24 protein-coding genes are annotated in these 26,786 nt (G+C 70.7%); 14 read left to right on the forward strand and 10 right to left on the reverse strand.

Annotated features, from left to right (window positions below; all coding sequences use genetic code 11):
* Positions 1-157: 157 nt before the first annotated feature.
* The 3 genes from ACTOQ1_RS36845 to ACTOQ1_RS36855 are packed head-to-tail and all read left to right on the forward strand — an operon-like array spanning position 158 to position 2,514.
* On the forward strand, positions 158-571 hold the full coding sequence (locus ACTOQ1_RS36845) for an SgcJ/EcaC family oxidoreductase (RefSeq protein WP_440072601.1): 414 nt from the start codon (positions 158-160) through the stop codon (positions 569-571).
* A 15-nt stretch (positions 572-586) separates the two neighbouring features.
* A complete protein-coding gene (locus ACTOQ1_RS36850) occupies positions 587-1,489 on the forward strand; it encodes an alpha/beta hydrolase (RefSeq protein ID WP_440072602.1) in 903 nt (300 codons plus the stop codon).
* Positions 1,490-1,518: 29 nt separating this feature from the next.
* Positions 1,519-2,514, forward strand: a complete 996-nt coding sequence (locus ACTOQ1_RS36855; RefSeq protein WP_440072603.1) for an RNA polymerase subunit sigma-70 — start codon at positions 1,519-1,521, stop codon at positions 2,512-2,514.
* Between the two features lie 189 nt (positions 2,515-2,703).
* Here the strand turns inward: ACTOQ1_RS36855 and ACTOQ1_RS36860 are convergent, their stop codons facing one another.
* Positions 2,704-4,710 (reverse strand): beta-galactosidase, encoded by a 2,007-nt coding sequence (locus ACTOQ1_RS36860; protein ID WP_440072604.1) that lies wholly within the window; start codon positions 4,708-4,710, stop codon positions 2,704-2,706.
* A gap of 240 nt (positions 4,711-4,950) precedes the next feature.
* Here ACTOQ1_RS36860 and ACTOQ1_RS36865 point away from each other — a divergent pair, with 240 nt between their 5' ends.
* From ACTOQ1_RS36865 to ACTOQ1_RS36895, 7 genes are all read left to right on the forward strand, one after another.
* Positions 4,951-5,655: an RNA polymerase sigma factor gene (locus ACTOQ1_RS36865; RefSeq protein ID WP_440072605.1), complete on the forward strand. Its 705-nt coding sequence runs from the start codon at positions 4,951-4,953 to the stop codon at positions 5,653-5,655.
* Complete coding sequence (locus ACTOQ1_RS36870; RefSeq protein ID WP_440072606.1) at positions 5,648-6,505, forward strand: permease-like cell division protein FtsX; 858 nt, start codon at positions 5,648-5,650, stop codon at positions 6,503-6,505. The genes ACTOQ1_RS36865 and ACTOQ1_RS36870 overlap by 8 nt, the downstream gene beginning before the upstream one ends.
* A gap of 124 nt (positions 6,506-6,629) precedes the next feature.
* Entirely contained in the window at positions 6,630-8,960 is a 2,331-nt protein-coding gene (locus ACTOQ1_RS36875; protein ID WP_440072607.1) for a TIM-barrel domain-containing protein, read from the forward strand.
* A 10-nt stretch (positions 8,961-8,970) separates the two neighbouring features.
* The gene (locus ACTOQ1_RS36880; RefSeq protein ID WP_440072608.1) at positions 8,971-10,275 is read left to right on the forward strand and encodes an ABC transporter substrate-binding protein; all 1,305 of its coding nucleotides are present in this window, start codon (positions 8,971-8,973) and stop codon (positions 10,273-10,275) included.
* Positions 10,276-10,359: 84 nt separating this feature from the next.
* Entirely contained in the window at positions 10,360-11,244 is an 885-nt protein-coding gene (locus ACTOQ1_RS36885; RefSeq protein WP_440072609.1) for a carbohydrate ABC transporter permease, read from the forward strand.
* Positions 11,241-12,056, forward strand: a complete 816-nt coding sequence (locus ACTOQ1_RS36890) for a carbohydrate ABC transporter permease (protein WP_440072610.1) — start codon at positions 11,241-11,243, stop codon at positions 12,054-12,056. Before ACTOQ1_RS36885 ends, ACTOQ1_RS36890 begins: the two co-directional genes overlap by 4 nt.
* 92 nt (positions 12,057-12,148) lie before the next feature.
* Positions 12,149-15,100 (forward strand): glycoside hydrolase family 3 C-terminal domain-containing protein, encoded by a 2,952-nt coding sequence (locus tag ACTOQ1_RS36895; protein WP_440072611.1) that lies wholly within the window; start codon positions 12,149-12,151, stop codon positions 15,098-15,100.
* Between the two features lie 57 nt (positions 15,101-15,157).
* Here the strand turns inward: ACTOQ1_RS36895 and ACTOQ1_RS36900 are convergent, their stop codons facing one another.
* Entirely contained in the window at positions 15,158-16,279 is a 1,122-nt protein-coding gene (locus ACTOQ1_RS36900) for an FAD-dependent monooxygenase (RefSeq protein ID WP_440072613.1), read from the reverse strand.
* Positions 16,280-16,405: 126 nt separating this feature from the next.
* On the opposite strand from ACTOQ1_RS36900, the gene ACTOQ1_RS36905 reads away from it, so the two are divergent.
* Complete coding sequence (locus ACTOQ1_RS36905; RefSeq protein WP_440072614.1) at positions 16,406-17,044, forward strand: TetR/AcrR family transcriptional regulator; 639 nt, start codon at positions 16,406-16,408, stop codon at positions 17,042-17,044.
* Positions 17,045-17,100: 56 nt separating this feature from the next.
* Here ACTOQ1_RS36905 and ACTOQ1_RS36910 read toward each other — a convergent pair whose 3' ends face one another.
* The 3 genes from ACTOQ1_RS36910 to ACTOQ1_RS36920 form a co-directional block, all read right to left on the reverse strand.
* On the reverse strand, positions 17,101-17,385 hold the full coding sequence (locus tag ACTOQ1_RS36910) for a MoaD/ThiS family protein (RefSeq protein WP_362678882.1): 285 nt from the start codon (positions 17,383-17,385) through the stop codon (positions 17,101-17,103).
* Positions 17,386-17,393: 8 nt separating this feature from the next.
* On the reverse strand, positions 17,394-18,509 hold the full coding sequence (locus tag ACTOQ1_RS36915; RefSeq protein ID WP_362678885.1) for a WD40/YVTN/BNR-like repeat-containing protein: 1,116 nt from the start codon (positions 18,507-18,509) through the stop codon (positions 17,394-17,396).
* Between the two features lie 393 nt (positions 18,510-18,902).
* On the reverse strand, positions 18,903-19,304 hold the full coding sequence (locus ACTOQ1_RS36920) for a hypothetical protein (RefSeq protein WP_440072616.1): 402 nt from the start codon (positions 19,302-19,304) through the stop codon (positions 18,903-18,905).
* Between the two features lie 306 nt (positions 19,305-19,610).
* Here ACTOQ1_RS36920 and ACTOQ1_RS36925 point away from each other — a divergent pair, with 306 nt between their 5' ends.
* Positions 19,611-20,477 (forward strand): aldo/keto reductase, encoded by an 867-nt coding sequence (locus tag ACTOQ1_RS36925; protein WP_440072617.1) that lies wholly within the window; start codon positions 19,611-19,613, stop codon positions 20,475-20,477.
* Between the two features lie 96 nt (positions 20,478-20,573).
* Here ACTOQ1_RS36925 and ACTOQ1_RS36930 read toward each other — a convergent pair whose 3' ends face one another.
* Both ACTOQ1_RS36930 and ACTOQ1_RS36935 read right to left on the reverse strand, forming a co-directional pair.
* Positions 20,574-21,143, reverse strand: coding sequence for a protein-tyrosine phosphatase family protein (locus tag ACTOQ1_RS36930; protein ID WP_440072618.1), 570 nt, complete (start codon positions 21,141-21,143; stop codon positions 20,574-20,576).
* Between the two features lie 36 nt (positions 21,144-21,179).
* Positions 21,180-21,764, reverse strand: coding sequence for a CGNR zinc finger domain-containing protein (locus tag ACTOQ1_RS36935; RefSeq protein ID WP_440072619.1), 585 nt, complete (start codon positions 21,762-21,764; stop codon positions 21,180-21,182).
* A 304-nt stretch (positions 21,765-22,068) separates the two neighbouring features.
* Here ACTOQ1_RS36935 and ACTOQ1_RS36940 point away from each other — a divergent pair, with 304 nt between their 5' ends.
* Entirely contained in the window at positions 22,069-22,524 is a 456-nt protein-coding gene (locus ACTOQ1_RS36940; RefSeq protein WP_440072620.1) for an Hsp20/alpha crystallin family protein, read from the forward strand.
* Between the two features lie 144 nt (positions 22,525-22,668).
* Positions 22,669-22,995: a MerR family transcriptional regulator gene (locus tag ACTOQ1_RS36945; protein ID WP_440072622.1), complete on the forward strand. Its 327-nt coding sequence runs from the start codon at positions 22,669-22,671 to the stop codon at positions 22,993-22,995.
* A 4-nt stretch (positions 22,996-22,999) separates the two neighbouring features.
* On the opposite strand, the gene ACTOQ1_RS36950 is transcribed toward ACTOQ1_RS36945, so the two are convergent.
* From ACTOQ1_RS36950 to ACTOQ1_RS36960, 3 genes are read right to left on the reverse strand one after another with little or no spacing between them, the layout of a single operon-like run.
* A complete protein-coding gene (locus ACTOQ1_RS36950; protein WP_440072624.1) occupies positions 23,000-23,899 on the reverse strand; it encodes a carbohydrate ABC transporter permease in 900 nt (299 codons plus the stop codon).
* Complete coding sequence (locus ACTOQ1_RS36955; protein WP_440072625.1) at positions 23,896-24,930, reverse strand: ABC transporter permease; 1,035 nt, start codon at positions 24,928-24,930, stop codon at positions 23,896-23,898. Before ACTOQ1_RS36955 ends, ACTOQ1_RS36950 begins: the two co-directional genes overlap by 4 nt.
* On the reverse strand, positions 24,923-26,617 hold the full coding sequence (locus ACTOQ1_RS36960) for an extracellular solute-binding protein (protein WP_440072626.1): 1,695 nt from the start codon (positions 26,615-26,617) through the stop codon (positions 24,923-24,925). The genes ACTOQ1_RS36955 and ACTOQ1_RS36960 overlap by 8 nt, the downstream gene beginning before the upstream one ends.
* Positions 26,618-26,786 lie beyond the last annotated feature (169 nt).

Here is a 26,786-nt window from a genome sequence, read left to right on the forward strand (position 1 = left end):
TCGTGGGTTCGTGAACGGGAGCCGTTTCTCCGCGACCTCGGGGCGAGCGATTCCTTTTCGGCCGGCGGTGGTCTTCATTGTCGAAGGCTTCGCGGTACGGCGACCATCCGTCAGCCGCGGCGAAGCGATCCGACGCACGACACCGAAAGGGACTGCCATGAGCCACGACAGCGCTTCGCTCGTCGAAGCCGCCCAGGAAGTACACACTGTGCTCGACGAGGTCTACGCCGCCTGGGCCGACAACGACGCGACTGCCTTCGTCGCGCCGTACGCCGAGAATGCCACCGCGATTCTGCCGGGTACGTACCTGCGCGACCGAGACGCGATCCACGCCGCCATGGCGGCGCTCTTTGCCGGTGAGCTCCGGGGCTCCAAGGGCGTCCACGAGGTGCAGAGCATCCGGTTCGTCGGCGCTGACGTCGCCGTCGTGATCAGCAAGGGGGCCGTGCTGCCGACCGGCCAGAGCGAGCCGGACGGCGCGAACCGGGCGCTGGAGACGTGGGTGCTGGCCGAACAGGACGGAACCTGGCGTGTGCAGGCCTTTCACAGCTGTCCCGAACACGCCGCCTGAGGCGAGGAGGCAGACATGGCGATGCCGAGCAAGCAGTCCGAAGCCGTCAAGAGGCACTGGGCGGCGATCCGAGCAGCCGGTGAGCGGCCGGACGCGGAGCAGCCGGACGACGAGTCGTGGGGCAACCTGACAGCCGAACCACGCGACGTGGACTACATCGAGACCGAAGCGGGTGGTTTGCCCGCGATGTGGGCGGTACCGAAACGAGCGGCCGAGGATCGGGTACTGCTGTGCATGCACGGCGGAGGGTTCGTCAGCGGCTCGATCTACACACACCGCAAACTGTTCGGCCACCTGGCCAAGGCGACCGGGGCGCGGGCGCTGATCTTCGACTACCACCTCGCCCCCCGCCATCTCCACCCCACGCAGGTCGATGACGCGACCGCTGTCTACCGGTGGCTGCTGCACGACCGGGGGATCGGCGCCGACCACGTGGCGTTCACCGGCGATTCCTGCGGCGGCGGGCTGTCGATCACCACCCAGCTGCGGGCCCGCGAACAAGGACTGCCCCTGCCGGCTGCGGCGATGCTTTTCTCACCGTGGGTGGACATGCGGGCTACCGGCGAGTCGTACAGGACCAATCGAGACCGGGATGCGTTCTTCTCCGCCGAAGTCGTGCGTGAGTTGGCCGGCACCTTCCTGGGTGAGAGCGGCGACCCCAGCGACCCGCTGGTCAGTCCGCTGTGTGCCGACCTGTCCGGTCTCGGCCCGGTCTACATCCAGGCGGGAGGAGACGAGGTCCTGCTCGACGACGCCCTCCGACTGACCGAACACGCCCGCCGGGCCGGCGTCGACGTCCGGCTCGACGTCTTCCCCGGCATGCAGCACACCTTCCAAATGGCCGCCGGCCGGGCACCGGAGGCCGACGAGGCGATCCGTAGGATGGCCCACTGGGTCTGCCCCAGGATCGGCCTGTGATCGGCTGGGCGGGGGAGCAGGAGGCAGTGATGGCGGACAGAGCGGGTGCTGTCGCCGAGGCCGGCGAGTTCGCCCGCCGAACCGAGCGGTACCGGCGCGAGTTGCTGGCGCACTGCTACCGAATGCTCGGGTCGGCGGACGAGGCCGAGGACCTCGTCCAGGAAACCTACCTGCGGGCGTGGCGGTCCTACGGCACCTTCGAGGGCCGGTCGTCGCTGCGGGTCTGGCTGTACCGCATCGCCACCAATGCCTGCCTGACCGCGCTGCAGCAGGGCGGCCGGCGGGCGTTGCCGTCCGGTCTGGGCGGTCCGGCCGACGACCCCGACGCCGCACCGGATCCGCCCGACACCGGCGTGGCGTGGCTGCAGCCGATCGCGGACACGCTGGTGATCCCGCCGTCAGCAGACCCCGCGACGATCGTCGAGACACGCGAGAGTCTCCGGCTCGCGCTCATCGCGAGCCTGCAGTACCTACCGACACGGCAGCGGGCCGTACTCATCCTTCGAGAGGTCCTCGGTTTCCCCGCCACCGAGGTCGCGGCGATGCTCGGCACCTCGACCGCGGCGGTCAAGAGCGCCCTGCAGCGGGCCCGCGCCCGCCTCGACGAGGTGGCACCGGAACGCAACCACCTCACCGACCCCACCGAGCCGCGCGCCCGGGCCCTGCTCGACCAATACATCACCGGCTTCCAGAACGCCGACACCACAGCCCTGGAACGGGCCCTGCGCGCCGACGCCGCGATAGAAATGGTCGGCACCCGCACCTGGTTCTCCGGCCGCCTGACCTGCCTGCGCCACCTCACCCACGCGGTCGGATCCCCCGGCGACTGGCGGATGACCCCCACCACCGCCAACGCGCAGCCCGCCGCTGCCGCCTACCTCCGCGACGGCCACGGGAACCACCGCGCCTACGGACTCGGCGTCCTCACCGTCACCGACTCAGGCATCGCCCGCATCCTCGTCTTCGACGGCGGCGCCGACCTGGTCGCCGCGTTCGGCCTCCCACCCATGCACCCGGGGTCATGAGACTCCCCGCGCCGAGGCGGGAGCAGGTCTGGTTGAGGCAGCCATCGACCCGGCCGACGCAGGTCCTCACTCACCGACGACGCCGAGTTCGCCGGCTCGACCGGGCACTGGGCGGAGATCCACCGCTACCCGCCACCGCAAGCGGGCCGGAGCCGTCAGCCGGACACGCCCGCACGGGGCCCGGCGGGGTCATGACGATCGAGGCTCCGAATCGCCGTGCACTCGTACGGAGAAACCGCCCGGAGGCAGGCGCAGGCCCTGCGTCTCGTGTTCCTTGTCGCCGTGGTTGATGGCGAAGAGCCACTCGCCGCGTCGTACGAGCTCCACGGGGGCCGGTTTCAGGCCCAGCAGGCGGGCGTACGCGGTGTCGGACAGGCGGGTGGAGACGTAGAGGGCGGTGCCGGAGCCGTAGGAGTGGCGGGTGATGGCGGGTTGTCCGGCGAGCGGGGCGCCGGAGGCGTGCGGGCCGGTGTAGACGGCGAGGGCCTCGGCGCCTTCGAGGTGGACGTGCTCGCTCCAGAACGTTCCCGCCTCCGGCTGCCGGTCGTCGTCGAGGGCGTCCGGGGCGGACAGGGTGAGGGTGACGCCGGGAGGAAGGGGGTGGAATTCCTCGACGCGGATGCCGAGGAGGTCACGCAGGGCGCCGGGGTAGCCGCCGAGGCGGACGCGGGCGTGTTCGTCGGCGACGCCGCTGAGGTAGGAGACCACGAGGGTGCCGCCGCCCGACACGTAGTGGCGCAGGTTGTCGGCGTCGGCGTCGGAGATGAGATACAGGGCCGGGACGAGCACGAGCGGGTACGCCGACAGGTCGGCCGAGGGGTGGACGAGGTCGGCGGTGACGCCGTGCCGGTAGAGGACCCGGTGGGCCTGGCGTACGGTCTCGGCGTAGTCCAGTTCGGTGGAGGGCAGGCCGGGGGACTGGAGCGCCCAGCCTGCCTCGGCGTCCCAGAGGATCGCGGCCCCGGCCTCGACGGGGGCCGCGCAGGCGTCCTTCAGCGTGGGCAGCAGGGCGCCCAGGTCGCAGATCTCGCGGAAGATCCGGGAGTCGGGCCCGGCGTGCGGGACCATGCCGCCGTGCCAGAGTTCGGCGCCGCCCCGGGAGGCTCGCCACTGGAAGAACATGGCCCCCCGTGAGCCGCGCGCGATGTGCGACAGGCTCAGCCTGGCGATCTCACCGGGGCGCTTGGCGAGCATCCGCGGGCCGGTGTAGGTGACCACCGCCTGCTCCATCAGCAGCCAGGGTTTTTCGAAGGGCGGGCCGGGGGCACGCTCCGGGGTACGTGCCGGGCCGGCGGTCGAAGCACACGCCGGGGGCGAGGCCCAGCCGCGGGCCAGGTCGGCGGCGAAGGCGGTCTCGGCGGGCGGGTCGGCCGACGGGTAGTGGTCGATCGCGACGAGGTCGACCTCGGCCGCCCAGTGGCGGTGGTTCACCGGCACCCAGTCGCCGAGGACGAAGTTCGTGGTGACCGGGACGTCCGGGGTGAACTCGCGCAGCACGGCCTTCTGCTCGCGGAAGTGGTCGAGCATCGCGTCGGAGACGAACCGGCGGAAGTCGAGGACCTGGGAGGGGTTGGGCAGGTACTGGGTGGCGCGGGGCGGGGTGACCTGCTCCCACGCGGAGTAGTGCTGGCTCCAGAACGAGGTGGTCCAGGCGTCGTTGAGCGCGTCCAGGGTGCCGTGCCGGGCGCGCAGCCAGGTCCTGAAGGCCGAGGCGGCGTGCTCGCAGTGGCAGGCGGTGCCGTACTCGTTGTGGACGTGCCACATGGCGAGCGCCGGGTGGTCGCGGTAGCGCTCGGCGAGGGCGCCGGCGACGCGGACGGAGGCGGCGCGGTAGGCGGGGGCGTGCACGCAGTAGGTGTCGCGGCTGCCGTGGGCGAGCCGGGTGCCGCCGGGGGTGACGGTGAGCGCGTCGGGGTGGGCCAGGCCGAACCAGGGGGGCGGGGAGGCGGTCGGGGTGGCGAGGTTGACCCCGATCCCGCCGTCGTGCAGCAGGCCGAGGACGCGGTCGAGCCACCCGAAGTCGTGGACGCCGGGCGACGGCTCCAGCCGGGCCCAGGAGAACACCCCGACGCTGACCAGGTTGACCCCGGCCCGCCGCATCAGCGCGACGTCCTCCTTCCAGACCTCCTCGGGCCACTGCTCGGGGTTGTAGTCCCCGCCGTAGCACAGCCCGCCGAACCGCCCAGGCCAGTCCACGGCCACTCCTCTATTTGGCTGGAAACTAAACTAATTATCACGGGCCGCCGGTCCCGTTCAAGGGCGCGGACTCCGGTCCGCCCGCTCATGCCTCCCCGCTCGCGGCTTTCAGGTCACCTCGCCCGCGGACGGCTGACATGGGGAATCGGATACCGGGGCGTCGTGCGAGCCTTCTCGTGAAGACGGCGGCGGGGTGCGGGCAATAACAGCGTCCGTTGCCCCACGAAAGGCATCCTCCATATGAGAGTCAACAGCGATCGTCCCCCTGATCGTGCCCTTCCCGACCTGGTCCTTCCCGCCTCGTTCCGCGCGGGCGACGCGGGCGACGCGGGTGACCTGGCCCGGGGCGCCGTACAGGGGGAGTTCGCCGTCGCGAGTGACGCCGGCGTGATCCGGCTGTCGCTGCGCGATCCGGAACGGTTCGCCGAGATCTTCCACAGGTACTTCGCCGCGATCCATCGGTACGCCTCCGCGAGGCTGGGCGCCGACGCCGCGGACGACGTCGCGGCGGAGACGTTTCTCGTGGCCTTCCGGCGGCGGGAGCGCTACGACCTGTCCCGTCGTGACGCGCGTGCCTGGCTGTTCGGCATCGCGACCAACCTGATCAGACGGCACCGCAGGGACGAGGTGCGCCTGTACCGAGCCCTGGGACGGGCCCGGGACGCTTCCGCCACCGGCGCGGGCGCGGCGGAGGCGGACTTCGCGGACGCCGGCCTCGTTGTCGATGCGCAGCGCCGACTGGCGGGCGCCCTCGCCGTACTGAAGGCCGGCGACCGGGAGGCGCTCCTGCTGGTCGCGTACGGCGAGCTCAGCTACGCGGAGGTGTCCGACGCCCTGGGCATTCCCCCGGGGACCGTCGGGTCCCGCCTCAACCGGGCCCGCAGGCGGGTCAGGGAAGTTCTGGACACGGACGTCGCGAGCAAGGGGAGACGACACGATGGATGAGATGGACCTGCTCCGCGACCGGGCCGAGGCCCAGCCCGCTCCCCGGCCCGAGGCCGTCGCCTCCGCGCTCGACCGTCTCCACGGCGCCGCCCGGGAGGAGTCCGGACACGGCGCCGCCAGGAAGCCCGGGCGGGCGGTCCGGCGCCCGATCCGGCTGCCCGGCTCGCGCCGGGGGCCCGTCGCGGCGGGCCCGCCGTCCGCGCCGGGGCGATGGTCCGGCCCGGTCCCGCGCCTCGTGGCCGCGGTCCTCGTCGCGGCCGGCGTCGTCGGGGTGGTGGTGACGACGACGGTGATCGCACGAGGGCCCGGCGGGGAGAGGCCGCCCACGCTCGCGGCCACCGGCAACCCGGCGTTGTGGCACGAAGGGGACCCCGAGCTCGTGCTGTTCCTCTGCGATGACGACTCGCCTTTCGTCGGGTGCGGTGGCGGCGGCTTCGCCGTGAAAGACGGTGGTCTGGGTGCTCCGCCGGACCCCATCCTGGGGGGCAAGGCCACCACGCCACGGGACAAGGTGGTGATCGAGCAGACGCTCAGGGCCATGCCACAGGTGGAGGCGATCTCCTTCGTGAGCAGGCAGGAGGCTTACGCCAACCTGCTCCGCCAGGAACAGGAGCAGCCCATCCCGGGCCACAACCAACGGAAGCTGTCCGAAATCCTCAAGGCGGAGAACATGAGGGAGTCGTACGCCCTGAAGATGAAACCCGGCACCGACTGGAACGCGGTGATCGAGACGGCCGAGGCGTTGCGGGGTGTGTCCCACGTACTCAACCGCAAGTGCCTCACCGAGAACCTCCAGGAGCTCGTCGAGAGGGACAACACCCTGTGCGCTCCCGGTGGTTCCGACGACTGACCGAACCCGGAAGGCGGGAGGCGGGTAGGGGGCGGGCGGCCCGCGGCGGGGCGAGGGCGTTGACGTTTGTTGGTTGGGGCGTAAAACTAACTCAGCACACGGAAGCCCGAGCGCTGGAGTTCCCATGCCTTACCGCCCTCCCCTGGTCGCGCACGAGTACTTCGTCGCCGATCCGCCGGAGCTGCCCGTCCGTTCGCACGGCGAGGGCGGCCTGTCGGCGCTGATCTCGGCGGAGCCGGTGGCCTCCGACGCGGCCGGGGTGATCCTGAAGGCGGTGACCTCGGCGGAGGAGACGCTCCTGGTCCAGGTGGGTGTGGCGGGCGAGGGCGTGATCCGGGTCAGGCTCGGGCAGGACGCGGACGCGCGGACCAGGTCGGCCGCCGCGATCTCCATGGTCACGCCGGGTGAGTTCGCCGGGGCACGGGTGGAGAGCCGCGACGGGACGATCGTGCTCGACGCGGGCTCGCTCCGCGCGGAGATCACCTTGGCGCCCTGGCACCTGAGGTTCACCGACGCGAGCGGGGCGCCGCTGCTGGAGCAGGACCGGGGGCACACCGACATCAGCGGCCGGTTGCGCACGCTGCCGTTCGGCCGCTCCAGCGCGGACGGCGCGGTGGTCGGCTACCACGAGAGCTTCGTGGCCCCCGCCGACGAGGCGTTCGGCGGTTTCGGCGAGTCGTTCACCCGGCTCGACAAGCGCGGCCAGCGGCCGGTGATGTGGAACTTCGACGCGTTCGGCGCCGAGTCGCAGCGGGCGTACAAGAACATCCCGTTCTACCTGTCCAGCAGGGGCTACGGGGTGCTGGTGGACAGCGGGACGCCGGTGGAGTTCGACGTGTGCCAGTCCACGCACAGCTGCGTGCAGATCGTGGTCCCCGACGACCTGATCGACTACTACGTGATCGCCGGGCCCACCCCGCCGGAGGTGCTCGGCCGGTACGACCTGCTGACCTGCCGCCCGCTGCTCCCGCCGAAGTGGGCGTTCGGCACCTGGATCTCCTCGGGGTTCTTCGTCGACACCCAGGAGCGGGTGATGGCCAGGGCGCGGCGGATCCGCGAGCGGGGGATCCCGTGCGACGTGCTGCACCTGGACACGTACTGGCAGACGGACGGGCACTGGTCGGACATGCGCTGGGACGCGGAGGGCTTTCCCGACCCGGCGGGGATGCTGGCCGAGCTGGACGCGATGGGCTTCAAGGTCTGCCTGTGGATGAACCCGTACGTCTCCCACCTCAGCCCGGCCTTCCCACAAGCGGCCGAAAGCGGATATTTCCTTAAAAAGCCGGATGGTGAGGTCTACGTGGCCGACTGCTGGCACGGCTCCTACCCGGCCTGCGGCATCGTCGACTTCACCAACCCCGCCGCCACCGAGTGGTTCAAGGGGCTGCTCCGCCCGCTGCTGGAGCAGGGCGTCCAGGTCTTCAAGACCGACTTCGCCGAGGGCGTGCCGCACGACGCGGTCGCGGCCAACGGCATGTCCGGCACCGACCTGCACAACGTCTACACGCTGCTGTTCAACGACGCCGTCTCCGAGGTGACCCGGGAGATCGCCGGGCACGGCATGGTGTGGGCGCGCTCGTCGTTCCTCGGCGGGCAGCGGCACTCGGCGCAGTGGAGCGGCGACACCTACACCAGCTACGCCGCGATGGGCAGCACGCTGCGCGGCGGGCTGGCGCACGGCATGTCCGGAGTCCCGTTCTGGAGCCACGACGCGGGCGGGTTCACCGGCCGGCCCACCGACGACCTGTACGTCAGGTGGACCCAGTTCGGCGCGCTCTCCCCGCTGCTGCGCCTGCACGGCACCACCAGCCGGGAGCCGTGGGAGTTCCCCGAGGTCGAGGCGGAGGCGGTCGAGGCGCTGAGGCTGCGCTACCGGCTCATGCCGTACATCTACACGGCGGCCGTCGAGGCCGCCAGGACCGGGGCGCCGATGATGCGGGCGCTGTGCGTCGACCACCCGGACGACCCGGTGGCCTGGCAGGCCGACCTGCAGTATCTCCTCGGCCGCGACCTGCTGGTGGCGCCGATGACCTCGCCGGAGCAGGTCAGGAAGGTCTACCTGCCGCAAGGGGAGTGGGTGGACCACTGGACGGGCGAGATCCTGCCCGGCGGCCGGTACGTCACGGTCGCCCCGCCGCTGGACCGCATCCCCCTCTTCGCCCGGCGCGGTGCGATCGTCCCCGTCCTCGCCGACCCGGGCGGGACCGTCGGGGACGGGACGTTCGGGGAGATCACCCTGGTCGCGTACGGCGTCGGCGGCGGTTCCGGCCTGTACACCGGCCCGGGCTCCGGTGCCGGAGAGAGGAGCACGGTCGTCTCCGACCTCGACGGGGACACCACGATCACCGCGGTTCCCGAGGGGGAGGGCCTGCGGATGACCGTCTCGGGGAGCGCGCGGATCGCGGGCGTCGAGCTGGTGGGCCCGGGCGTCCCGATCGTCATCACCACCATCTAGGAGAAGAACCATGGTCAACCTCAAGGCGGGTGTCGCCCTGGTGGCCGCGCTCGCGGTGCTCGTCGCCTGCGGCGGCACCGAGAAGGCGGCGGAGACGCCCGCCGCGGACGGTCCCCGCGTCCTGAAGCTCTGGTACTACGAGGGCGCCGACAGCGCGATGGGCAAGGCCTGGACCGAGGCCGTCAAGCGGTTCCAGGCAACGCACCCCGGCGTGACGGTGAAGTTCGAGGAGAAGGCGTTCGAGCAGATCCGCCAGTCGGCGGGGATGATCCTCAACTCGGACGAGGTCCCCGACGTGATGGAGTACAACAAGGGCAACGCCTCGGCCGGCCTGCTGTCGAAGCAGGGCCTGCTCACCGACCTCACCCCGGAGGTGACCGAGCGGGGCTGGGACAAGCTGCTCAGCCCTTCCATCCAGACGACCGCGCGATACGACGAGCGCGGCGTCATGGGCGCGGGCAAGTGGTACGGCGTCCCCAACTACGCCGAGTACGTGATGGTCTACTACAACAAGGACGCGTTCGAGAAGGCGGGCGTGAAGGTGCCCACGACCTTCGAGGAGTTCACCGCCGCGCTCGACACGTTCGCCAAGGCCGGGACCACCCCCCTCGCCGTCGGCGGCGCCGAGTACCCCGCGCAGCAGATCTTCTACCAGCTCGCGCTGAGCAAGGCGCAGCGGCCGTGGGTGGACGCCTTCCAGCTCTACAAGGGCAAGGTCGACTTCAAGGGCCCGGAGTTCAAATACGCAGCCGACACCCTCGCCGACTGGGTGAAGAAGGGCTACATCGGCAAGGACTCCGCCGGTATCAAGGCCGAGGACATGGGCGTGTCCTTCATCGGCGGCAAGTACCCGGTCATGGTCACGGGCAGCTGGTGGTACGGCCGCCTCGCGAGCGAGATCAAGGACTTCGAGTGGGGCTCGTTCCTGTGGCCGGGCAACACGATGAGCGCCGGGTCCAGCGGCAACATGTGGGTCGTCCCGGAGAACGCGAAGAACAAGGACCTGGCCTACGACTTCATCGACATCACGATGAGCAAGGACATCCAGAACCTGCTCGGCAACTCCGGCGGCATCCCGGTGGCCGCCGACACCGCCGCGATCACCGACGAGAAGAGCAAGGAGCTGATCGAGAACTTCAACACGCTCTCGACCTCCGACGGGCTGGCCTTCTACCCCGACTGGCCGGCGCCCGGCTACTACGACGTGCTCGTGTCGGGCGTGCAGAACATCATCAACGGCACCAAGACCTCCGACCAGGTCCTGGACGAGATCGCCGCGCCGTACGAGGAGAACCTCGCCGACCTCGGCAACTGACCCCCCTTCGCGCCCCGTGCCGTGACGCCGTCATGTCAGGTCACGGCACGGGCGTACGTACGGAAGACAGAGAGGAGACCTCCGATGCAGAGGTCTCGCGACCGCGGGTACTGGGTGTTCCTGCTGCCGAGCACCGTGCTGTTCATCGCGGTCGTCGCGGTGCCGTTCCTGATGAACGTCGGGATCGGATTCACCCGGTGGCAGGGGATCGGCGACCCGCGGTGGATCGGGCTGGACAACTACGCGAGGCTCGTGGCCGACGCGCGGTTCTGGACCTCCTTCCGCAACAACTTCGCGCTGATCGTCGCGATGGCGATCGTCCCCACGCTCATCGGCCTGCTCCTCGCGGCGACCCTGTTCGACCACGTGAGCAGGAGGTTCGGCCCCCGCACCGCCGGGGCGCTGCGGGCCGCGTACTACCTGCCGCAGGTGCTGCCGGTCGCGGTCGCCGGGATCGTCTGGGGCTGGATCATGCACCCGCGCTTCGGGGCGCTCAACGAGCTGCTCGGGCTGCTGGGGATGGAGCCGAGGAACTGGCTCGGCGACCCGGCCTGGGCGCTGCCGAGCGTGATGGCGATCATGGTGTGGTTCCAGATCGGCTACCCGGTCGTCATCTTCATGGCCGGGCTGCAGCGGGTCGACCCCGCCCTGTACGAGGCCGCCGAGATGGACGGCGCGTCGTGGTGGCGCAGGTTCTGGCACATCACGATCCCGCAGATCCGGCCGGAGATCTACGTGGTCCTGCTGACCTGCACGATCGCCGCGCTCAAGGTCTTCGGGCCGATCTTCGTGCTCACCAGGGGCGGACCTGGCGGGGCCACGCTCGTGCCTTCCTACTTCAGCTACCAGAACTTCTTCGAGAAGGCCAACGTCGGGTACGGCGCGGCGATCGCCACCGTGCTCACCCTCGTGATCATCGCGGTGACGGTGTTCTTCCTGCGGATTCAGGACCAGGACGGGGAAACATGATCCGGAAATACTCGGTCCTGGTCTCGCTGGTCGTGCTGGCCGTCGCGATGCTGGTGCCGTTCGCCATCGTCACGCTCAACGCGGTGAAGTCCCCGGCCGACTACTCCTCGGGCGGGCCCCTCGGCCTGCCCTCGGAGTTCTACCTCGACGGGATCGTCGAGTTCTGGAACCGGGTCGACTTCGGCGGCAAGCTGTGGAACAGCCTGCTGATCAGCGGCTCGGTCGCGGTGCTCGCCACGGTGCTGTCGGTGCTCAACGCCTACGCGCTCGGCATCGGCAGGGTGCGCGGCCGGATGTGGATCCTGGTCCTCTTCCTGGTGGCCAACACGCTGCCGCAGGAGGCGCTGGTCTACCCCCTGTACTACCTGGCCAAGCAGGTCGGCCTCTACGACACCCGGCTCGGGGTGATCATCATCTTCACGGTCATCCAGAGCGCCTTCGGGACGTACCTGCTCGCCTCGGTGCTCGGCCGCTTCCCGCGCGAGATCCTGGAGGCCGCGGCCCTCGACGGAGCGGGCAAGTGGCGGGCCCTGTGGCAGGTCGTCGTGCCGATCAGCAGGCCGACGCTGAGCGTGCTGCTCGTCTTCTTCTTCATCTGGACCTGGAACGAGTTCTTCCTGCCGCTGGTCTTCCTCATCTCGAACGAGAACCAGACCGTCCCGGTCGCGCTGGGCGTCCTGCAGGGCGACAAGATGATGGACGCGACGATGTCCAGCGCCTCGGCGCTGCTCGGCATCCTCCCGGCCGTCGTCTTCTTCCTCATCTTCCAGCGCACGCTGACCCGCGGCGTGACCGTCGGCGCCGTCAAGTGACCCCTCTCGACATTCCTCGACACTCCCTCGACGCCGTACGCCGCTCGGGGGCGGACGGCGTCCCGTTCGACTCCCCCTGACCTGGAGGCGAAATGTCGTTATCCACCACGTCCGTCGCGGTGATGGCCGCGACGGTCCTGACCCTGGGGTTGTGCGCGGCCCCCGCCCACGCGGCCCACGAGCGATCCCCCGCCCGTACGGCCCCCGAGTACCCCTTCCGCGACCCCTCGCTCCCGCTGGAGGCGCGCGTCGACGACCTGCTCGGCCGCCTCACCACGGCCGAGAAGGTCTCCTGGCTCCACCAGTACCAGCCCGCGGTGGAGCGGCTCGGCATCGGGCTGTTCAAGACCGGCACCGAGGCGCTGCACGGCGTCGCCTGGTCCACCGACGTCGACAACGGCGGGAACGTCGTGACGGCGGAGGGCACCGTGTTCCCGCAGGCCGTCGGCCTGGCCAGCACGTGGAACCCCGACCTGGTCAAGAAGGTCGGCACGGTCGTCGGGGAGGAGGCCAGGGGCTACCACGCGGAGAACCCCCGCCTGTGGGGCCTGCAGCTGTGGGCGCCGGTCGTCAACCCGCTGCGCGACCCCCGCTGGGGCCGCAACGAGGAGGGCTACTCCGAGGACCCGCTGCTCACCGGCGCGATCTCCACCGCGTACGGCTCGGGCATCCAGGGCGACGACCCCGACCACCTGCGGGCGGCCCCGGTGCTCAAGCACTTCCTGGGCAACAACAACGAGGTCCGCCGCGACACGACCTCCTCCAGCCTGCGCCCGCGCGTCCTGAACGAGTACGAGTACCCGGCGTTCAGAACGGCGCTGGAGGCGGGCGCGGCCACCGGCGTGATGACCGCGTACAACCTGGTCAACGGGCGGCCCGCCACGGTCACCGACCTGAACTCCACCGTCAGGGCCTGGACGGACCGGCCGCTGTTCAACGTCTCCGACGCCGGGGGGCCCAACAACCTGACCGGCTCCCAGGGCTACTTCGCCACCAAGGCCGAGGGCGCCGCCGCCATGCTCAAGGCGGGCGTCGAGAGCTTCACGGTGGACAACACCGACGGCGCCCCGACGGTGGCCGCGGTGAACGAGGCGCTGGCGCGGGGGCTGCTCACCCAGGCCGACCTCGACACCGCCGTCCGCCGCATCCTCGTCCTCCGGTTCCGGCTCGGCGAGTTCGACCCGGACGGCGGCCCGTACGGGAAGATCACCAAGGACGTGGTCGACAGTCCCGCGCACCGCGCGCTGGCCCGGCGGACCGCGGCCGAGGCGGCGGTGCTGCTGAAGAACTCAGGGAAGACCCTGCCGCTGCGTCCCTCGCAGAAGGTCGCGGTGGTCGGCCCGCTGGCCGACACCCTCTACACCGACTGGTACTCGGGCAGGCTCCCGTACCGGGTCACCCCGCTCGACGGGATCGGGGAGCGGGCCGCCACGGTCACCTCCGAGGGCGTCGACAGGATCGCGCTCAAGTCCGGCGGCAGATACCTCACCGCGGGCACAGGGGCGGGCGCGGACCTGCGGCTCTCGGGAACCTCGGCGGGCGCGACCGAGCAGTTCGACGTCTTCGACTGGGGCCAGGGGATCGTCACCCTGCGCAGCGTCGCCAACGGAAAGTACGTCAGCCGCGCCAACTGGTCCACCCTGGTCAACAACCAGGAGCAGCCCGCCGGCTGGTTCGTGCAGGAGCAGTTCAAGCTGGAGGCGCAGGCCGACGGCACGACGCTGCTGCGCTACGCGGGCTACGAGACCGCCTACGACTGGTTCGGCCAGAACAAGTACGTCAAGGCGGCGGACGACGGCACGCTCGGCCTGACCGTCGCCGAGGACGCCACCCGCTTCGAGAAGGAGACCGTGCGCAGCGGCGTCGCCGAGGCCGTCGCGGCGGCGAGGAGCGCCGACGTGGCGGTGGTCGTGGTCGGCAGCATGCCGTTCATCAACGGCCGCGAGGACCACGACCGGACCGACCTCGGCCTCGCCGAGGGGCAGCGGGCGCTCGTGGAGGCGGTGCACGCCGCCAACCCGAACACCGTGGTCGTGCTGGAGAACAGCTACCCGACCACGATCGACCGGCTGCAGGAGAAGGTCCCGGCGATCCTGTGGACCACCCACGCCGGAGCCGAGACCGGCCACGCCCTGGCCGACCTGCTGTACGGCGACGCCAACCCGGCCGGACGCCTCACCCAGACCTGGCCCAAGGCCGGCACGCCCCTGCCGGACATCCTCGACTACGACATCGTCAAGACCGGCTCGACCTACCTGTACTCGAAGCGGAGCCCGCTGTACGCCTTCGGCCACGGGCTGAGCTACACCACCTTCGGCTACCAGGGGCTCAAGGCCGTGGCGAAGGGGGACGGGCACGAGGTGAGCGTCCGCGTCACCAACACCGGCTCCCGGGCGGGTGACGAGGTCGTCCAGCTCTACACCCACCAGCACGCGTCCCGGGTGGAGCAACCGGTCAGGCAGCTGCGCGGCTTCCAGCGGGTGAGTCTCGCCCCCGGGGAGTCGAAGGTCGTGAGGTTCACGCTCAGGACCGCGGACCTGGCCCTGTGGGACGTGACCAGGGGCCGCTTCGCGGTGGAGCCGTCCACTCACGACGTCATGGTCGGCTCGTCGTCCGACCGGATCCGGCAGCGCGCGACCGTACGGGTGGACGGCGAGCGCATCCCGGCCCGCGACCTCACCCGCGTCACGCGCGCCGCCGACTTCGACGACTACGCGGGCGTCGAACTGGTCGACGAGACCAAGGCCCGCGGCGACGCGGTCGGGGCCTCGGCGGGTGAGTGGATCTCCTTCGAGGACGCCGACTTCCGCGCCGGGGTCACCGGCGTGCGGCTCGGGGTCGCGGCCACCGCGGCCTCCTCCGTCGAGATCCGCCTCGGCTCCCCGACCGGCAGGCTCGCCGGGACCGTGCCGGTGACCGCCACCGGCGGGACCTACTCGTGGGCCACGGCCACCGCCCCCGTCTCGGGCGTACGCGGCGGGCAGGACGTCTACCTGGTCTTCCGGGGCGCCCTGCGGATCAAGGACGTGACCTTCACCCGCTGACCGCTCCTTTCACGCGGCCCGCCTCCTCCCACGGGGGCGGGCCGTGCGGCGCGGGGGTCACCGCCGGCCGGGCCAGGCCCGGGCGGCGAGGTTGCGGGCGGCGAGCCCGAGCCGTGTCCTGGGGACGAGCAGTGCCGTGGCCCGGCCGACGTTGCGCTGCTTCGGGCCGACCAGGGTGCGGTGCTCGGCCTCGTAGCGGCGGAACGCCCCCGCGTGGTCGGCCGGGTGCGTGGCGAGCGCCTTGGCGAGGGTGTGGGCGCCGGCGATGGCGAGGCTGGAGCCGTCGCCGAACAACGACACGCACGACGCCGCGTCGCCGAGCAGCGCGACGCGGCCCCGCGCCCAGGTGGGCAGGCGCACGTGGCTGACCGAGTCGAAGTACAGGTCCTCGGTCTTCCGGAGCCGTTCGAGCAGTTCCGGCACCCGCCAGCCGACGCCCGCGTAGGCGTCGGCGACGATCCGCCGGTGCTGCTCGGTGTCGCGGTGGTCGAAGCCGCCGATCGCCGGCCCGCGGAAGATGAAGGCGCCCACGGCGTGGCCCCGTGACGGGTGGATGGAGACCAGCCTGCCGGGGGTGTTGTACATGAGCACGTCGTGCGGGTGGTCGACCGGGCCGTCGAGGGGCAGGGTCGCGACGTAGACGCCCATGTGCCGTACGAAGCCGGACTCCGGGCCGAACGCCAGCCGCCGTACCGTGGAGTGGAGCCCGTCGGTGCCGATGACCAGGTCGAAGCGGCGCGGTCCGGCGCGGTCGAAGGTGACGTCGACGCCGTGCTCGTCCTGCCGCAGGGTGACGATCGTGTCGTCGAACAGGAACTCGGCGTCGTCGCGGGCGGTCTCGTAGAGGGCGGCGGCCAGGTCGCCGCGCGGGAGCTCGACCTCCCGGTTGCCGGCGGCGCTGCGGGTGGCGGGCATGGCCACGCGGGCGATCTGCCGTCCGGAGGCGTCGACGACGCTCATCGCGGTCGTCCGGGTGGCGAGCTCGCGCAGGCGGGGCATGATGCCCATCTCCTCGGCCACGGACAGGGCGGGGCCGCGCACGTCGACGGGGTTGCCACTGGAACGCAGGCCCTGCGCCCGCTCCACGACGGTGGGCCGGAACCCGTGGCGGGCCAGCCAGTAGGACAGGGTCGGGCCGGCGATGCCGCCGCCGGAGATCAGCACGCTGCGAGGGGACATGCCCACACCATAACCGCACTCAGTGCAGGTTTGCAATGAGTGCCAACTCGCGCTGAATGCTTATCGACATCGAGTGCCTATCTGCGCCGAATGCGTATCCGCGTCGGGTGCCGTACGCTGGGCCGCGTGTCTCTTCGCGACCGCAAGCGGGCTCGCACCCGCCAGATCCTCGTCGACGCCGCGACGGACCTGTTCGAGCGCGACGGCTACGACGAGACGACCATCGCCGACATCGCCGCCGCGGCCGACATCGGCACGCGCACGTTCTTCAGCTACTTCGCCAGCAAGGAGGAGCTGCTCTTCCCGGAGAGCGACGCGCGGGTGCGGGCGGCGATCGAGGCCATCGCGTCACGCGGCCCGGACGACGGACCGGCCGAGGTGCTGCTGCGCGCGCTGCGCAAGGTCGGCGACGACAGCGACGACCTGACGGGCCGGCTCGCGGCGCTGCGGCTGAGGCTGGTGCGGACCGTGCCGGTGGTACGCGGGCGTGCGCTCCAGATGCAGTTCGACGCGCAGCGCGAGATCGCCAGGCATCTGGCCGCGGCGTTCCCCGAGCGACTCGACGAGGTGAGCGCGGCGGCGCTCACCGGAGCGTTCGTCGGCGCGGTCACGAGCGCGCTGCAGGTGCTGCTCGAGGACCCCGACCGGATGAGGGACCCGGCCGAGGTGCAGGCGGCCGTCCGGCGGGCGACCGACGTGGCGCTCACCCCGTGGCTGCGGGCGTCGGCCGAGCGGCCGGACCACCCGACGCGCGATACGGCCTGAGCCGTTCGCGTGCGCCCGGGCCCCCGTCGCCCGGGCCGCTCATCCCCGTTCGGGGGCTACCCGCCCGCCATCGCCCCCACGACCATGAACGGCTCGGCCCCCGTCGCGACCGGCTCGGGCAACGGGGTGTCGGGCGGCTCGTGGGACAGGTCCTGCTCGCAGGCGAAGAACCGCACGAACGGGCGGCGCCGCTGCGTGGCGTGATCGCGGATCGTCCCGCGCAGCATCGGGTATCGATCCTCGAGAGCGTCGAGGACCGAGCGCTGCGTGGCCTGCCCCCGAACGTGGAGCTCCACCTCGCCCTCGACGCTCGCGAGGTTGCGCAGATGTGCCGGAAGCACCACGCGGATCATGGCAGCGTCTGGACTTCGACGGACAGCACGGCCGGAAGGTCCCGGGCGATGGGCGCCCAGCTGTCGCCGGCGTCGGCCGACGCGTACACCTGCCCGCCGGTGGTGCCGAAGTAGACGCCGCACGAATCCAGCGTGTCGACGGCCATCGCGTCCCGCAGCACGTTGACGTAGCAGTGGCTCTGAGGCAGCCCCCTGGTGAGCGGCTCCCACTCGTTTCCGCCCGTCCGGCTGCGGTACACCCGCAGCTTTCCCTCCGGCGGGTAGTGCTCCGAGTCGCTCTTGATCGGCACGACGTAGACGGTGTCCGGCTCGTGCGCGTGCACGGCGATCGGGAAACCGAAGTCGCTGGGCAGGTCACCGCTGATCTCGTACCACGAATCGCCGGCGTCGTCGCTGCGCATGACGTCCCAGTGCTTCTGCATGAAGAGCACCTCGGGACGCGACGGGTGCATCGCGATGTGGTGGACGCAGTGGCCGACCTCGGCGTCCTGGTCGGGGATGCCCTCGGACCGCAGGCCGCGGTTCGCGGGCTGCCAGCTCTTGCCGGAGTCCTCCGTCCTGAACACGCCCGCCGCCGAGATCGCCACGGTGATGCGGGCGGGGTCGCGCGGGTCGGGAACGATCGTGTGCAGGCACATCCCCCCGGCACCCGGCTGCCAGGAGGGCCCGGAGGGGTGCTCGCGCAGCCCGGGCAGCTCCTGCCAGCTCTGCCCGCCGTCCACCGTGCGGAACAGGGCGGCGTCCTCGACCCCGGCGTACACCGTGTCCGGGTCGGTCGGCGACGGCTCCAGATGCCAGACCCGGGCGAACTCCCACGGGTGCGGCGTGCCGTCGTACCACTGGTGGGTGCCGGGGACACCGTCGTACTGGAACCGGTTGCCGACCGCCTCCCACGTCGCGCCGCCGTCGTCGGACCGCTGGATCACCTGCCCGAACCAGCCGCCGGACTGCGACATGTAGAGACGGGACGGGTCGGCGGGAGATCCGGCGACGTGGTAGACCTCCCAGCCCCCGAAGTGGGGACCGCTGATGTCCCACCGCTCGCGCCTGCCGTCCGACGTGAGGATGAACGCGCCCTTGCGCGTGCCAACCAGCACCCGTACACCACTCATCGGCGTTCCTTTCCGAGCCGGTGCCGATCTGGGTCGACACTGCGGCCACGCTCCTGATCGTTCGACCGGGCTCGGAACCGATTTCGTCCACGACATGTCCGCCACGGCCGTGGACACCGACGCTACGACAGCCCACCGACAAATTCGCCGTACGCCGCGGCGACCATGGGAGGGGCTTACCGTGGCGAGGTACGGGCGCCAGGGTCGCCTGTACTGTTTCCCCGCCGGGAACAGCGCTCCTCAGGGACCGGCGAAGAACGACTCGGCCGCCCGCCGAGGATGTCGCTGGAGCATCCGGGCAACGCCGTCATTCCACTCCATGGCCATCTCGTCGAGCGTCTCCGCCAACTTGCGAAGGAAGAATCACTCGAGGCCGAACGGGAGTGCGACGGCTCAGCGTCGGAGGAGTAGTGTCACCGACCACCGGATGCCCGCTCCGGCGATCGTCAGGCCGATGAGCGACGTCAAGACCGTTTCCATCACGCCGGCGGCGTTGAAGGGATACGGATAGACGTCACTCCCGTGTTCGACGTCGATCGCCTGCCGCTGCCCTCCGACGGTGAAGTCGTCCCAGCGGCTTCCTGTCAGCCAGACGTCGCCGCGGAAGCGGCGCCCGTCGTACGAACGGAACTCACCCCGCCAGCAAGGTCCCGGCTGGGATCGGCCAACCCCGTCGCAACCGATCTTCCGCTTCGCGACGGCGGTGAAAGTGCCGATGTGGCCCTCTGCCCGGGAGGCCCGCAACTCGGGGCCAAACCACGAGACGGACCACGCGACGAGAAAGGCGCCCGCCACAACGCAGAGGGCGGCGCAGATGAGACGTCCCCACCATTGAGCTTTCGGCATCGTCCGCAATCGTCGATCGATGACCCCGCTTGAGGTGACAACGACCGTGAGCCGGACTTCGGTTCCTGCGGCGGTGTCCGGCGAGCAGGAAGATCCCGAGGTTCCGCCGTACGGTCCGCCGCCCGCCCCCACCCGGGCCGCTTTGCGAGTACATGTCGCAAGGTTTACGCGTATGGGCCTCGGAGGAGGGAATCGGCCCCGTCGCCGTGCTGTTTCGAATCATGAACGTCAGGCCGAGTCCTTGGGAGGACAACCATGACGACCACGACTCGTCCCGCCGAGGCGTCGGGCCAGTTCGCCATCGGGGGAGATCTCACCGTCAACCGCCTGGGTTACGGGACGATGCAGCTCACCGGCGAGGGCGTGTGGGGGGATCCGCGCGATCCCGAGGAGGCGGTCCGCGTCCTGCGCAGGGCCGTCGAGCTCGGGGTGAACTTCTTCGACACCGCCGACTCCTACGGCCCGTTCGTCGCCGAGCTGCTCATCAAGAAGGCGCTGCACCCCTACGCCGACGACCTGGTCATCGCGACCAAGGCGGGGTTCACCCGGCAGGGTCCCGGGCTCTGGACGCCGGTGGGCCGCCCCGAGTACCTGCGCCAGCAGGTCGAGCTGAGCCTGCGCCATCTGGGCGTCGAGCGGATCGACCTGTTGCAGCTGCACCGCATCGACCCGGCCGTCCCCGTCGCCGACCAGGTCGGGGAGCTCGCGCTGATGCAGCGGGAGGGCAAGATCCGGCACATCGGCCTCAGCGAGGTCAGCGTCGAGGACGTCGAGGAGGCGGGCAGGTCCGCGACGATCGTCTCGGTGCAGAACCTCTACAACCTCGCGCACCGCGACGCCGAGCCCCTGCTCGACTACTCCGAGGCCAACGACATCGCCTTCATCCCCTGGTTCCCGCTCGCGACCGGCGAACTCGCGGCGGAGGGCGGCCCGCTCGCCGCGGCGGCCAAGGAGCACGGCGCCACCCCGTCGCAGCTCGCGCTGGCGTGGCTGCTGCGCCGTTCCCCGGTGATGCTGCCCATCCCCGGCACCTCGACGGTCGCCCACCTGGAGGACAACGTCGCCGCCGCGACCGTCCAGCTGACCGACGCCGAGTTCGACGCCCTGACCAGGGCGGCCTGAGGGGAGACGGCCCGTCACGGGGGCCTCGCGGGAGTCCGGGGGAGCGCCCGTCGAGGAGGCCGTGGACGCTTGATCCCGTGCCGGCCGCGACGCGGCTCAGCGCGATGTGCCGGCACCGTGGTCGCGCGGATCCGAGTGAGGGGGCGGCGGGAAGCGCAGTACCCAGCGGCGCTGCCACGGGGTCTCGACGGCCCGGGGGTGGTGGTGCTCGCGCGCCCAGGCGACGGCGTCGGCCGGGGCCAGGCCTGCCAGGACGGCGAGGCAGGCGACGACCGTGCCGGTGCGCCCGACGCCGCCCCCGCAGGCGACCTCCACCGCGGTGCCCGCCCGAGCCCGCTCGTGCAGCGCGCGGATCCGCCGCACGGCCAGATCGTGGTCGCGGGGCAGCAGGAAGTCGGGCCACCGGATCCACTCGTGCGGCCACCGCAGCCCGCTCTCCTGGCGGCGGCGGAGCCGGTCGGAGCCGAGGTACAGGCCGAAGCCGGGCAGCGGCCCTTCCGGCGGCGGACGCCGCAGGCCGCGGCCGCGGATCCAGGAGCCGTCCGGCAGCTGGACGGCGCCCACGAGCGGCGGCCCGCTCACCGGCCCGCCGGTCGGTCCGCTCACCGGCACGCTCACAGGCTCGCCGGCCGGGCCGGTCGCCGCGTCGTCCCTGGGATCCTGCATCGTGTTCTCCCTGTTCCTCTCACTGGGCGGTGTCTCTCACCGGACGCTGCCAAGTCGATGCCGCGCGCGGTGATTGGCGACATTGAGCCGGTTGCCGCACAGGTCGGGCATGCAGTAGACGCGGCGCCCCCCGCGGCTGGTGTCGACGAACACGCCGCGGCAGCCCGGGGCGACGCAGGCGCGGAACCGGCCGTGGCCGAGGGCGCGGACGGCGCCGAGCAGCCCGACGCCGATGAGCGCGGCCAGTTCCTCGGCGAGCGACGCGCCCGGCGCGGTCGGGACGTACCACTGCCACCGCCCGCCGGGATCGCGGTCCAGCGCCGGGCTGAGACCGGCCCGCCCGGCCAGCACGGTGGCGCCCGCGACGGCCTGGTCCTCCGTCTCGGTCTCCACGACGCCACGCGCCTCCCGGCGCAGCAGGTGGACCTCGCGGACGTCGTCGCCGGTCGGCGGCCGCCCGTCGGCCAGGGCGTCGAGTCGCAGCCCGTGCTCCGAGAGGAAGCGCGTCAACGCCTCCGGGGTCGGCAGGGCGTCCCCGGCCGCCCGCACGGTGGGAGAGGTGTTGGCCAGGTCGCCGGCCACGGTCGCTCCCACCACGTAGTCGGCAAGGGGGATCCGCATGTCTCACCGCCTTCACGTAACCGATAAAAAGAAAATATACCCCTTACATCGTGGCGAAGTCACGGACCGAGCCCGAGTCGGAGCGAAGGCCCCCTCGCCCCCTCGCCCCCTCGCCCTCTCGCCCGCGAACTCGCCGGCGCCGAGATCCGTCCCACCCGGCGCCGCGACCTCCTACAGAGGAAGCTTGGAAATTTTCCGTGAGGCTACTTGCGAACCCTCCTGCCGATAACCTATAACTGAACTAAGAGGTTTTCGAGAAGGCAGGCTTGAGGATACCTGCCAGTTCATCCGGAGGTGGTTACCGATGCTGCTGACGTCGATCGACCCGTTCATCCAGGAGTTCGACCGCCAGTTCGACCGGCTCGCGCGCCAGGCCCTGGGGTCCGGTGACGCCGCCGCCCGCGGGGCCATGCCGCTGGACGGTGTGCGGCGCAAGGACGACGTCCTCCTGAAGTTCGACCTCCCGGGCATCGACCCCGACACCATCGAGGTGACCGTCGACCGCGGGGTGCTCTCGGTGAGCGCCGGTCGCGAGGAGGAGTACGGGGAGGAAGACCGCCTGTTCGTCCGGGAGCGTCCGATGGGCACCTTCACCCGCCGCGTCTACCTGTCCGAGCACCTCGACAGCGACAAGATCGACGCCGCCTACTCCAACGGCGTCCTGGCGGTGCGCATCCCGGTCATCGAGCGGGCCAAGCCCCGCAAGGTCGAGATCCAGAAGGCCGAGAACGCGTCCGAGCAGAGATCCATCAAGCCGTGAGGTCCAGGGTCTGACCGACGAACCTCCTCGGGGTGGGTGCCGGGTTCCGGCGCCCACCCCCGCGCGTTTCCCGCCCTGCCACCGTCACGGAACTCCCATGAACTCCAGCGAACCCCCACGAACCCGTACGGGAAAGGAGCGGTGATGGCCCGGTTGCCCTTCGACGACGAGCACGCCCCGCTGTACTCCGTCGGCCAGGTCGCCGACATGCTCGACGTCGAGCAGGCGTTCCTGCGCCGGCTCGACGAGCACGACGTGGTCAGCCCCGCCCGCTCCACCGGCGGCCAGCGACGCTACACCCGCCACGAGATCGGCGACCTCCAGGACGCCATCCGGCTCGTGGGCGAGGGCATGACCCTCGCCGCCGTACGCCGGATCTTCACCCTGCAGCAGCAGGTCCGCGACCTGCAGGAGGAGCTCGCCAGGGAACGCGCCGCCCGGCGGGAGGACGGCTCCTCCGGGCGGCCGTGACCGCTCACCCCTTGACGGCGCCGATGATCACCCCCTTGGTGAAGTGCCGCTGGACGAACGGGTAGAGGAACAGCACCGGGAGCAGCGCGACGACGATGATGGCCATCTGGATGGCCAGGCTAGGCGGCGGGGCCTGCCCGGTGACGGTGCCGACGCCGGTCTGGCCGGCGATCAGCGACTGGCCCTGGAGCACGTACTGGCGCAGCACCACCTGCAGCGGCCACTTGGCGTTGTCGTTCAGGTAGAGGACGGCGTTGAAGAACGAGTTCCAGTAGCCGACCGCGTAGAACATGCCGATGACGGCCGTGACGCCCTTCGACATGGGCAGCACGATGGTGCGCAGGATGCGGAACTCGCTCGCGCCGTCGATGCGGGCGCTGTCGGTCACCTCCTCGGGGATGTTCATGAAGAACGCCCGCATCACCACGAGGTTGAACGCGGTGACCGCCCCGGGCAGGATCAGCGACCAGTACGTGTCGATCAGCCCCAGCGAGCTGACCAGCAGGTAGTTGGGGATCAGCCCCGGGCCGAACAGGAAGGTCAGCAGGATCAGGAACAGCATCGGCCGGTGCAGCAGCGACCCCGGCCGCGACAGCCCGTAGGCGGCCAGCACGGTGACGGTCAGGCTGATCGCCGTGCCGACGAGGGTCACGCCGAGGCTGACCCCGACCGCCCGGGTCACCACGCCGCCGGAGAACAGCTCCTCGTACGCGGACAGGGACAGCCCGCCCGGCACGGTGACCAGGCCGCCGGCCTCCGTCACCGCCTCCTGGGTGGACAGGCTGGTCAGCACGACCATGTAGATGGGGAAGAGCACGCACGCGACGATGAGCGTCAGGACGAGCCCCTTGAGGAGCCCGCCGGCGCGGCTGGGCCGCTCGGCCCAGGGGGGAAGAGTCGTCATGATCGTTTGTAGATCCCCTGCTCGCCGAATCGGTGGGCGACCTTGTTGGCCACCAGGATCAGCACCAGCCCCACGAGGCCCTTCACCAGGCCGGCCGCCGCGCCGTAGCTCCACTCGCCGGTCAGCAGCGTGCGCCAGTACACGAACGTGTCCAGCACCTCGGCGGCGTCCCGGCCGACCGCGTCGCGCTGCAGGAAGAACTGCTCGAACCCGACGTTCAGCGCCTCGCCGAGGCGCAGGATCAGCAGCAGCACGATGACCGGGCGCAGGCCCGGCAGGGTGATGTGCCACAGCCGCCGCCAGCGGCTCGCGCCGTCGACGGCGGCGGCCTCGTAGAGGTTCTGGTTGATGGCCGCCAGCGCGGCCAGGAAGATGATCGTCCCCCAGCCGGCGTCCTTCCAGACCGTCTCCGCCGTCACCAGCACGATGAACGTATCCGGATTTGTCATGATGTCGATGCCGTCGTACCCGTGGTCGCGCAGCACCTGCGAGAGCAGGCCCGCACCCCCGAACATCTGCTGGAACAGCGTGACCACCAGCACCCACGAGAAGAAGTGCGGCATGTAGACGATGCCCTGGATGAACACGCGCAGCCGGGGCCGCACCACGCTGTCCAGGAGCACGGCCAGCATGATCGGTACGGGGAAGTAGAAGGCCAGCTGGAACGCGGTGATCGTCAGGGTGTTGAGCGTCGCGTCCCAGAAGCTCGCGTCGAACACCAGCCAGTGGAAGTTGGCGAGCCCCACCCACGGGCTGTCCCCGATGCCCACGTACGGCGAGTAGTCCTGGAACGCGATCACGTTGCCGAGCAGCGGGACGTAGTGGAACAGGACCAGCAGCCCGATCGCGGGAAGGGCCATGAGCAGCAGCTGCCAGTCACGTCTCAGACGCGCGCCGAAGGATCGTGGGCGCGCCCGGCTTGTCCTCGGGCCCCTTTTACGGACATCCTTGGAGGTGCCGGCGCCGGCGGGTGAGGTCAGGTCACCCGCCGGCCCGGTCTTCTCACTGTCCCCGGGCGTCGTCCTAAGCACGGCCGTTGTCCCGCAGGACCTTCATGTAGAAGTCGCGGGCCTCGTCCCCGCCGTCCCGCCGCCACTCCGTGGCGATCTGCCCGGCGTCGCTCACCGGCCGCCGGCCGCGCATGATGTCGGTGAACTTGTCCTCGGTGGGGACCTGCAGCCCGGACATCTTCGACGGCCGCTGGATCCTGATCCCGTCGAACGGGCCCTTCTCCAGATACTGGAAGCTCGCGTTCTGCCACTCCATGTTGAGCTTGACCGCGTCGGGGAAGGGCCAGTCCACGTAGATCGGGCGCCCGCCCAGGAAGCCGTAGGTGTAGGCGACCTCCTTGCGGCCGAGGTCGGTCGTCTGCGGGACGTCGTTCTCGCCCCGGGTGAAGTGCTTGCCCTCCACCCCGAAGTTGGAGAGCTCGTACTCCTTGGTCCCGTACGGCGCCGCGCACCAGTTGAGGATGGAGAGGATCTCCTCCACCTTCTCCTTCGGCAGGCCCTTCTTGACGAAGGTGAACAGGCCGGCCGCGTTGCCGTGGTACATCAGCGGTGTGCCGCCGTCGTGGGCGAAGACCGGGAAGGCGCCCAGGCTGAAGTCGGGGTTCTTGCCGCGGTGCTGCTGCAGGAGCTCCTTCCAGCCGCCCAGCCCGTCGCGGTAGATCAGGATCTGCCCGCTTCCGATCAGCTCCTTCTCGTTGGCGCCCTTGCTGCCCGCGACGCTCGGGTGGACCAGCCCCTCCTTGAAGACCTTCCGCATGAACTCCAGCATCAGCTCGAACTCGGGGGTCTCGTACTTGTGGACGAGCTTGCCGCCCTCGTACCGCCACTCCTGCGGGATGCGGAAGGTCGGCCACATCATCTCGTGGATGCTGCCGAACGCCCAGCGCTTGGCCTTGGCGTCGGTGATCTCCTTGCCGAGCTCGAACAGCTCGTCGGCGGTCTTGGGGTTGGTGTTCCAGCCGTTCTCGTCGAACAGGTCCTTGCGGTAGAGCAGCGCGAAGGGGTACGGCTCGGTCGGGAACGGCACCGCCATGAGCTTGTCGTTCCAGACCGACCACTGCCACGCGGCGGTCGGCAGGTTGGCCAGCAGCGGGTAGGGCTTGACCTTGTCGCCCTGCAGGTACGGGGTGAGGTCCTCGAAGGTCTTGTCGACGGCGGTGTTGAAGTCCGCCATCTTGTCGATCTCCCAGCTCGGGATGACCATGATCTCCGGGATGTCCCCGGAGGCGAGCCTGGCGATGGCCTTGTCGGCGTAGACGTTGCCGTCGGTGATCTGGAACTCCACGGTCGCGCCGATGTCGGCGTTGACGGCCTGGAAGTAGGAGTTGCTCGCCAGGCCGGGCGGCGGCGGGCCCCACAGCGGGGTCATGGCCTTGTAGGTGCCCCCTTTGCCCGCCTTCTGGGTGAGCGCGGCGGTGGGGCTGGCCGGGTAGGAGGTGAAGCCGCCGCTGACGTCGGGGACCCCCGGAAGGGTGGAGATCGTGCCGGGAATGTCAGGCTTGATACCGGGGAAGGCGGTGTAGGTGGGGGTGAGGGACGTCAGCTTGTCCGCCGCGGCGGCCGTGGCGCCCCCGCTACCGGGCCGGGGGCCGGTCGGCGCGGAACACGCGCCCAGCAGGCCGCCGCCCGCGACCATCGCGGCGCTCAGTCCCACCAGCCCGAGGAATCCACGGCGGCTGGTCATCGCGCCCGGGGGAAGATCCTTCACGGGGCGCTCCCTTCGTTGTTTCGAGATGGATCCGGGGTGTCGTGGGGGACGGCTCCGGGGTAGAATTAGTTAGTCTTTCGACCAAACAAATTAGTCGAGGGTGGCCGCCGCCACAAGGGACCGCCGATCGCGGGGCGCCGGGGAGCGGTCACGGATTGGTGAACGATGG

This window comes from Streptosporangium sp. OZ121 (assembly GCF_051918885.1).
GTDB lineage: Bacteria > Actinomycetota > Actinomycetes > Streptosporangiales > Streptosporangiaceae > Streptosporangium.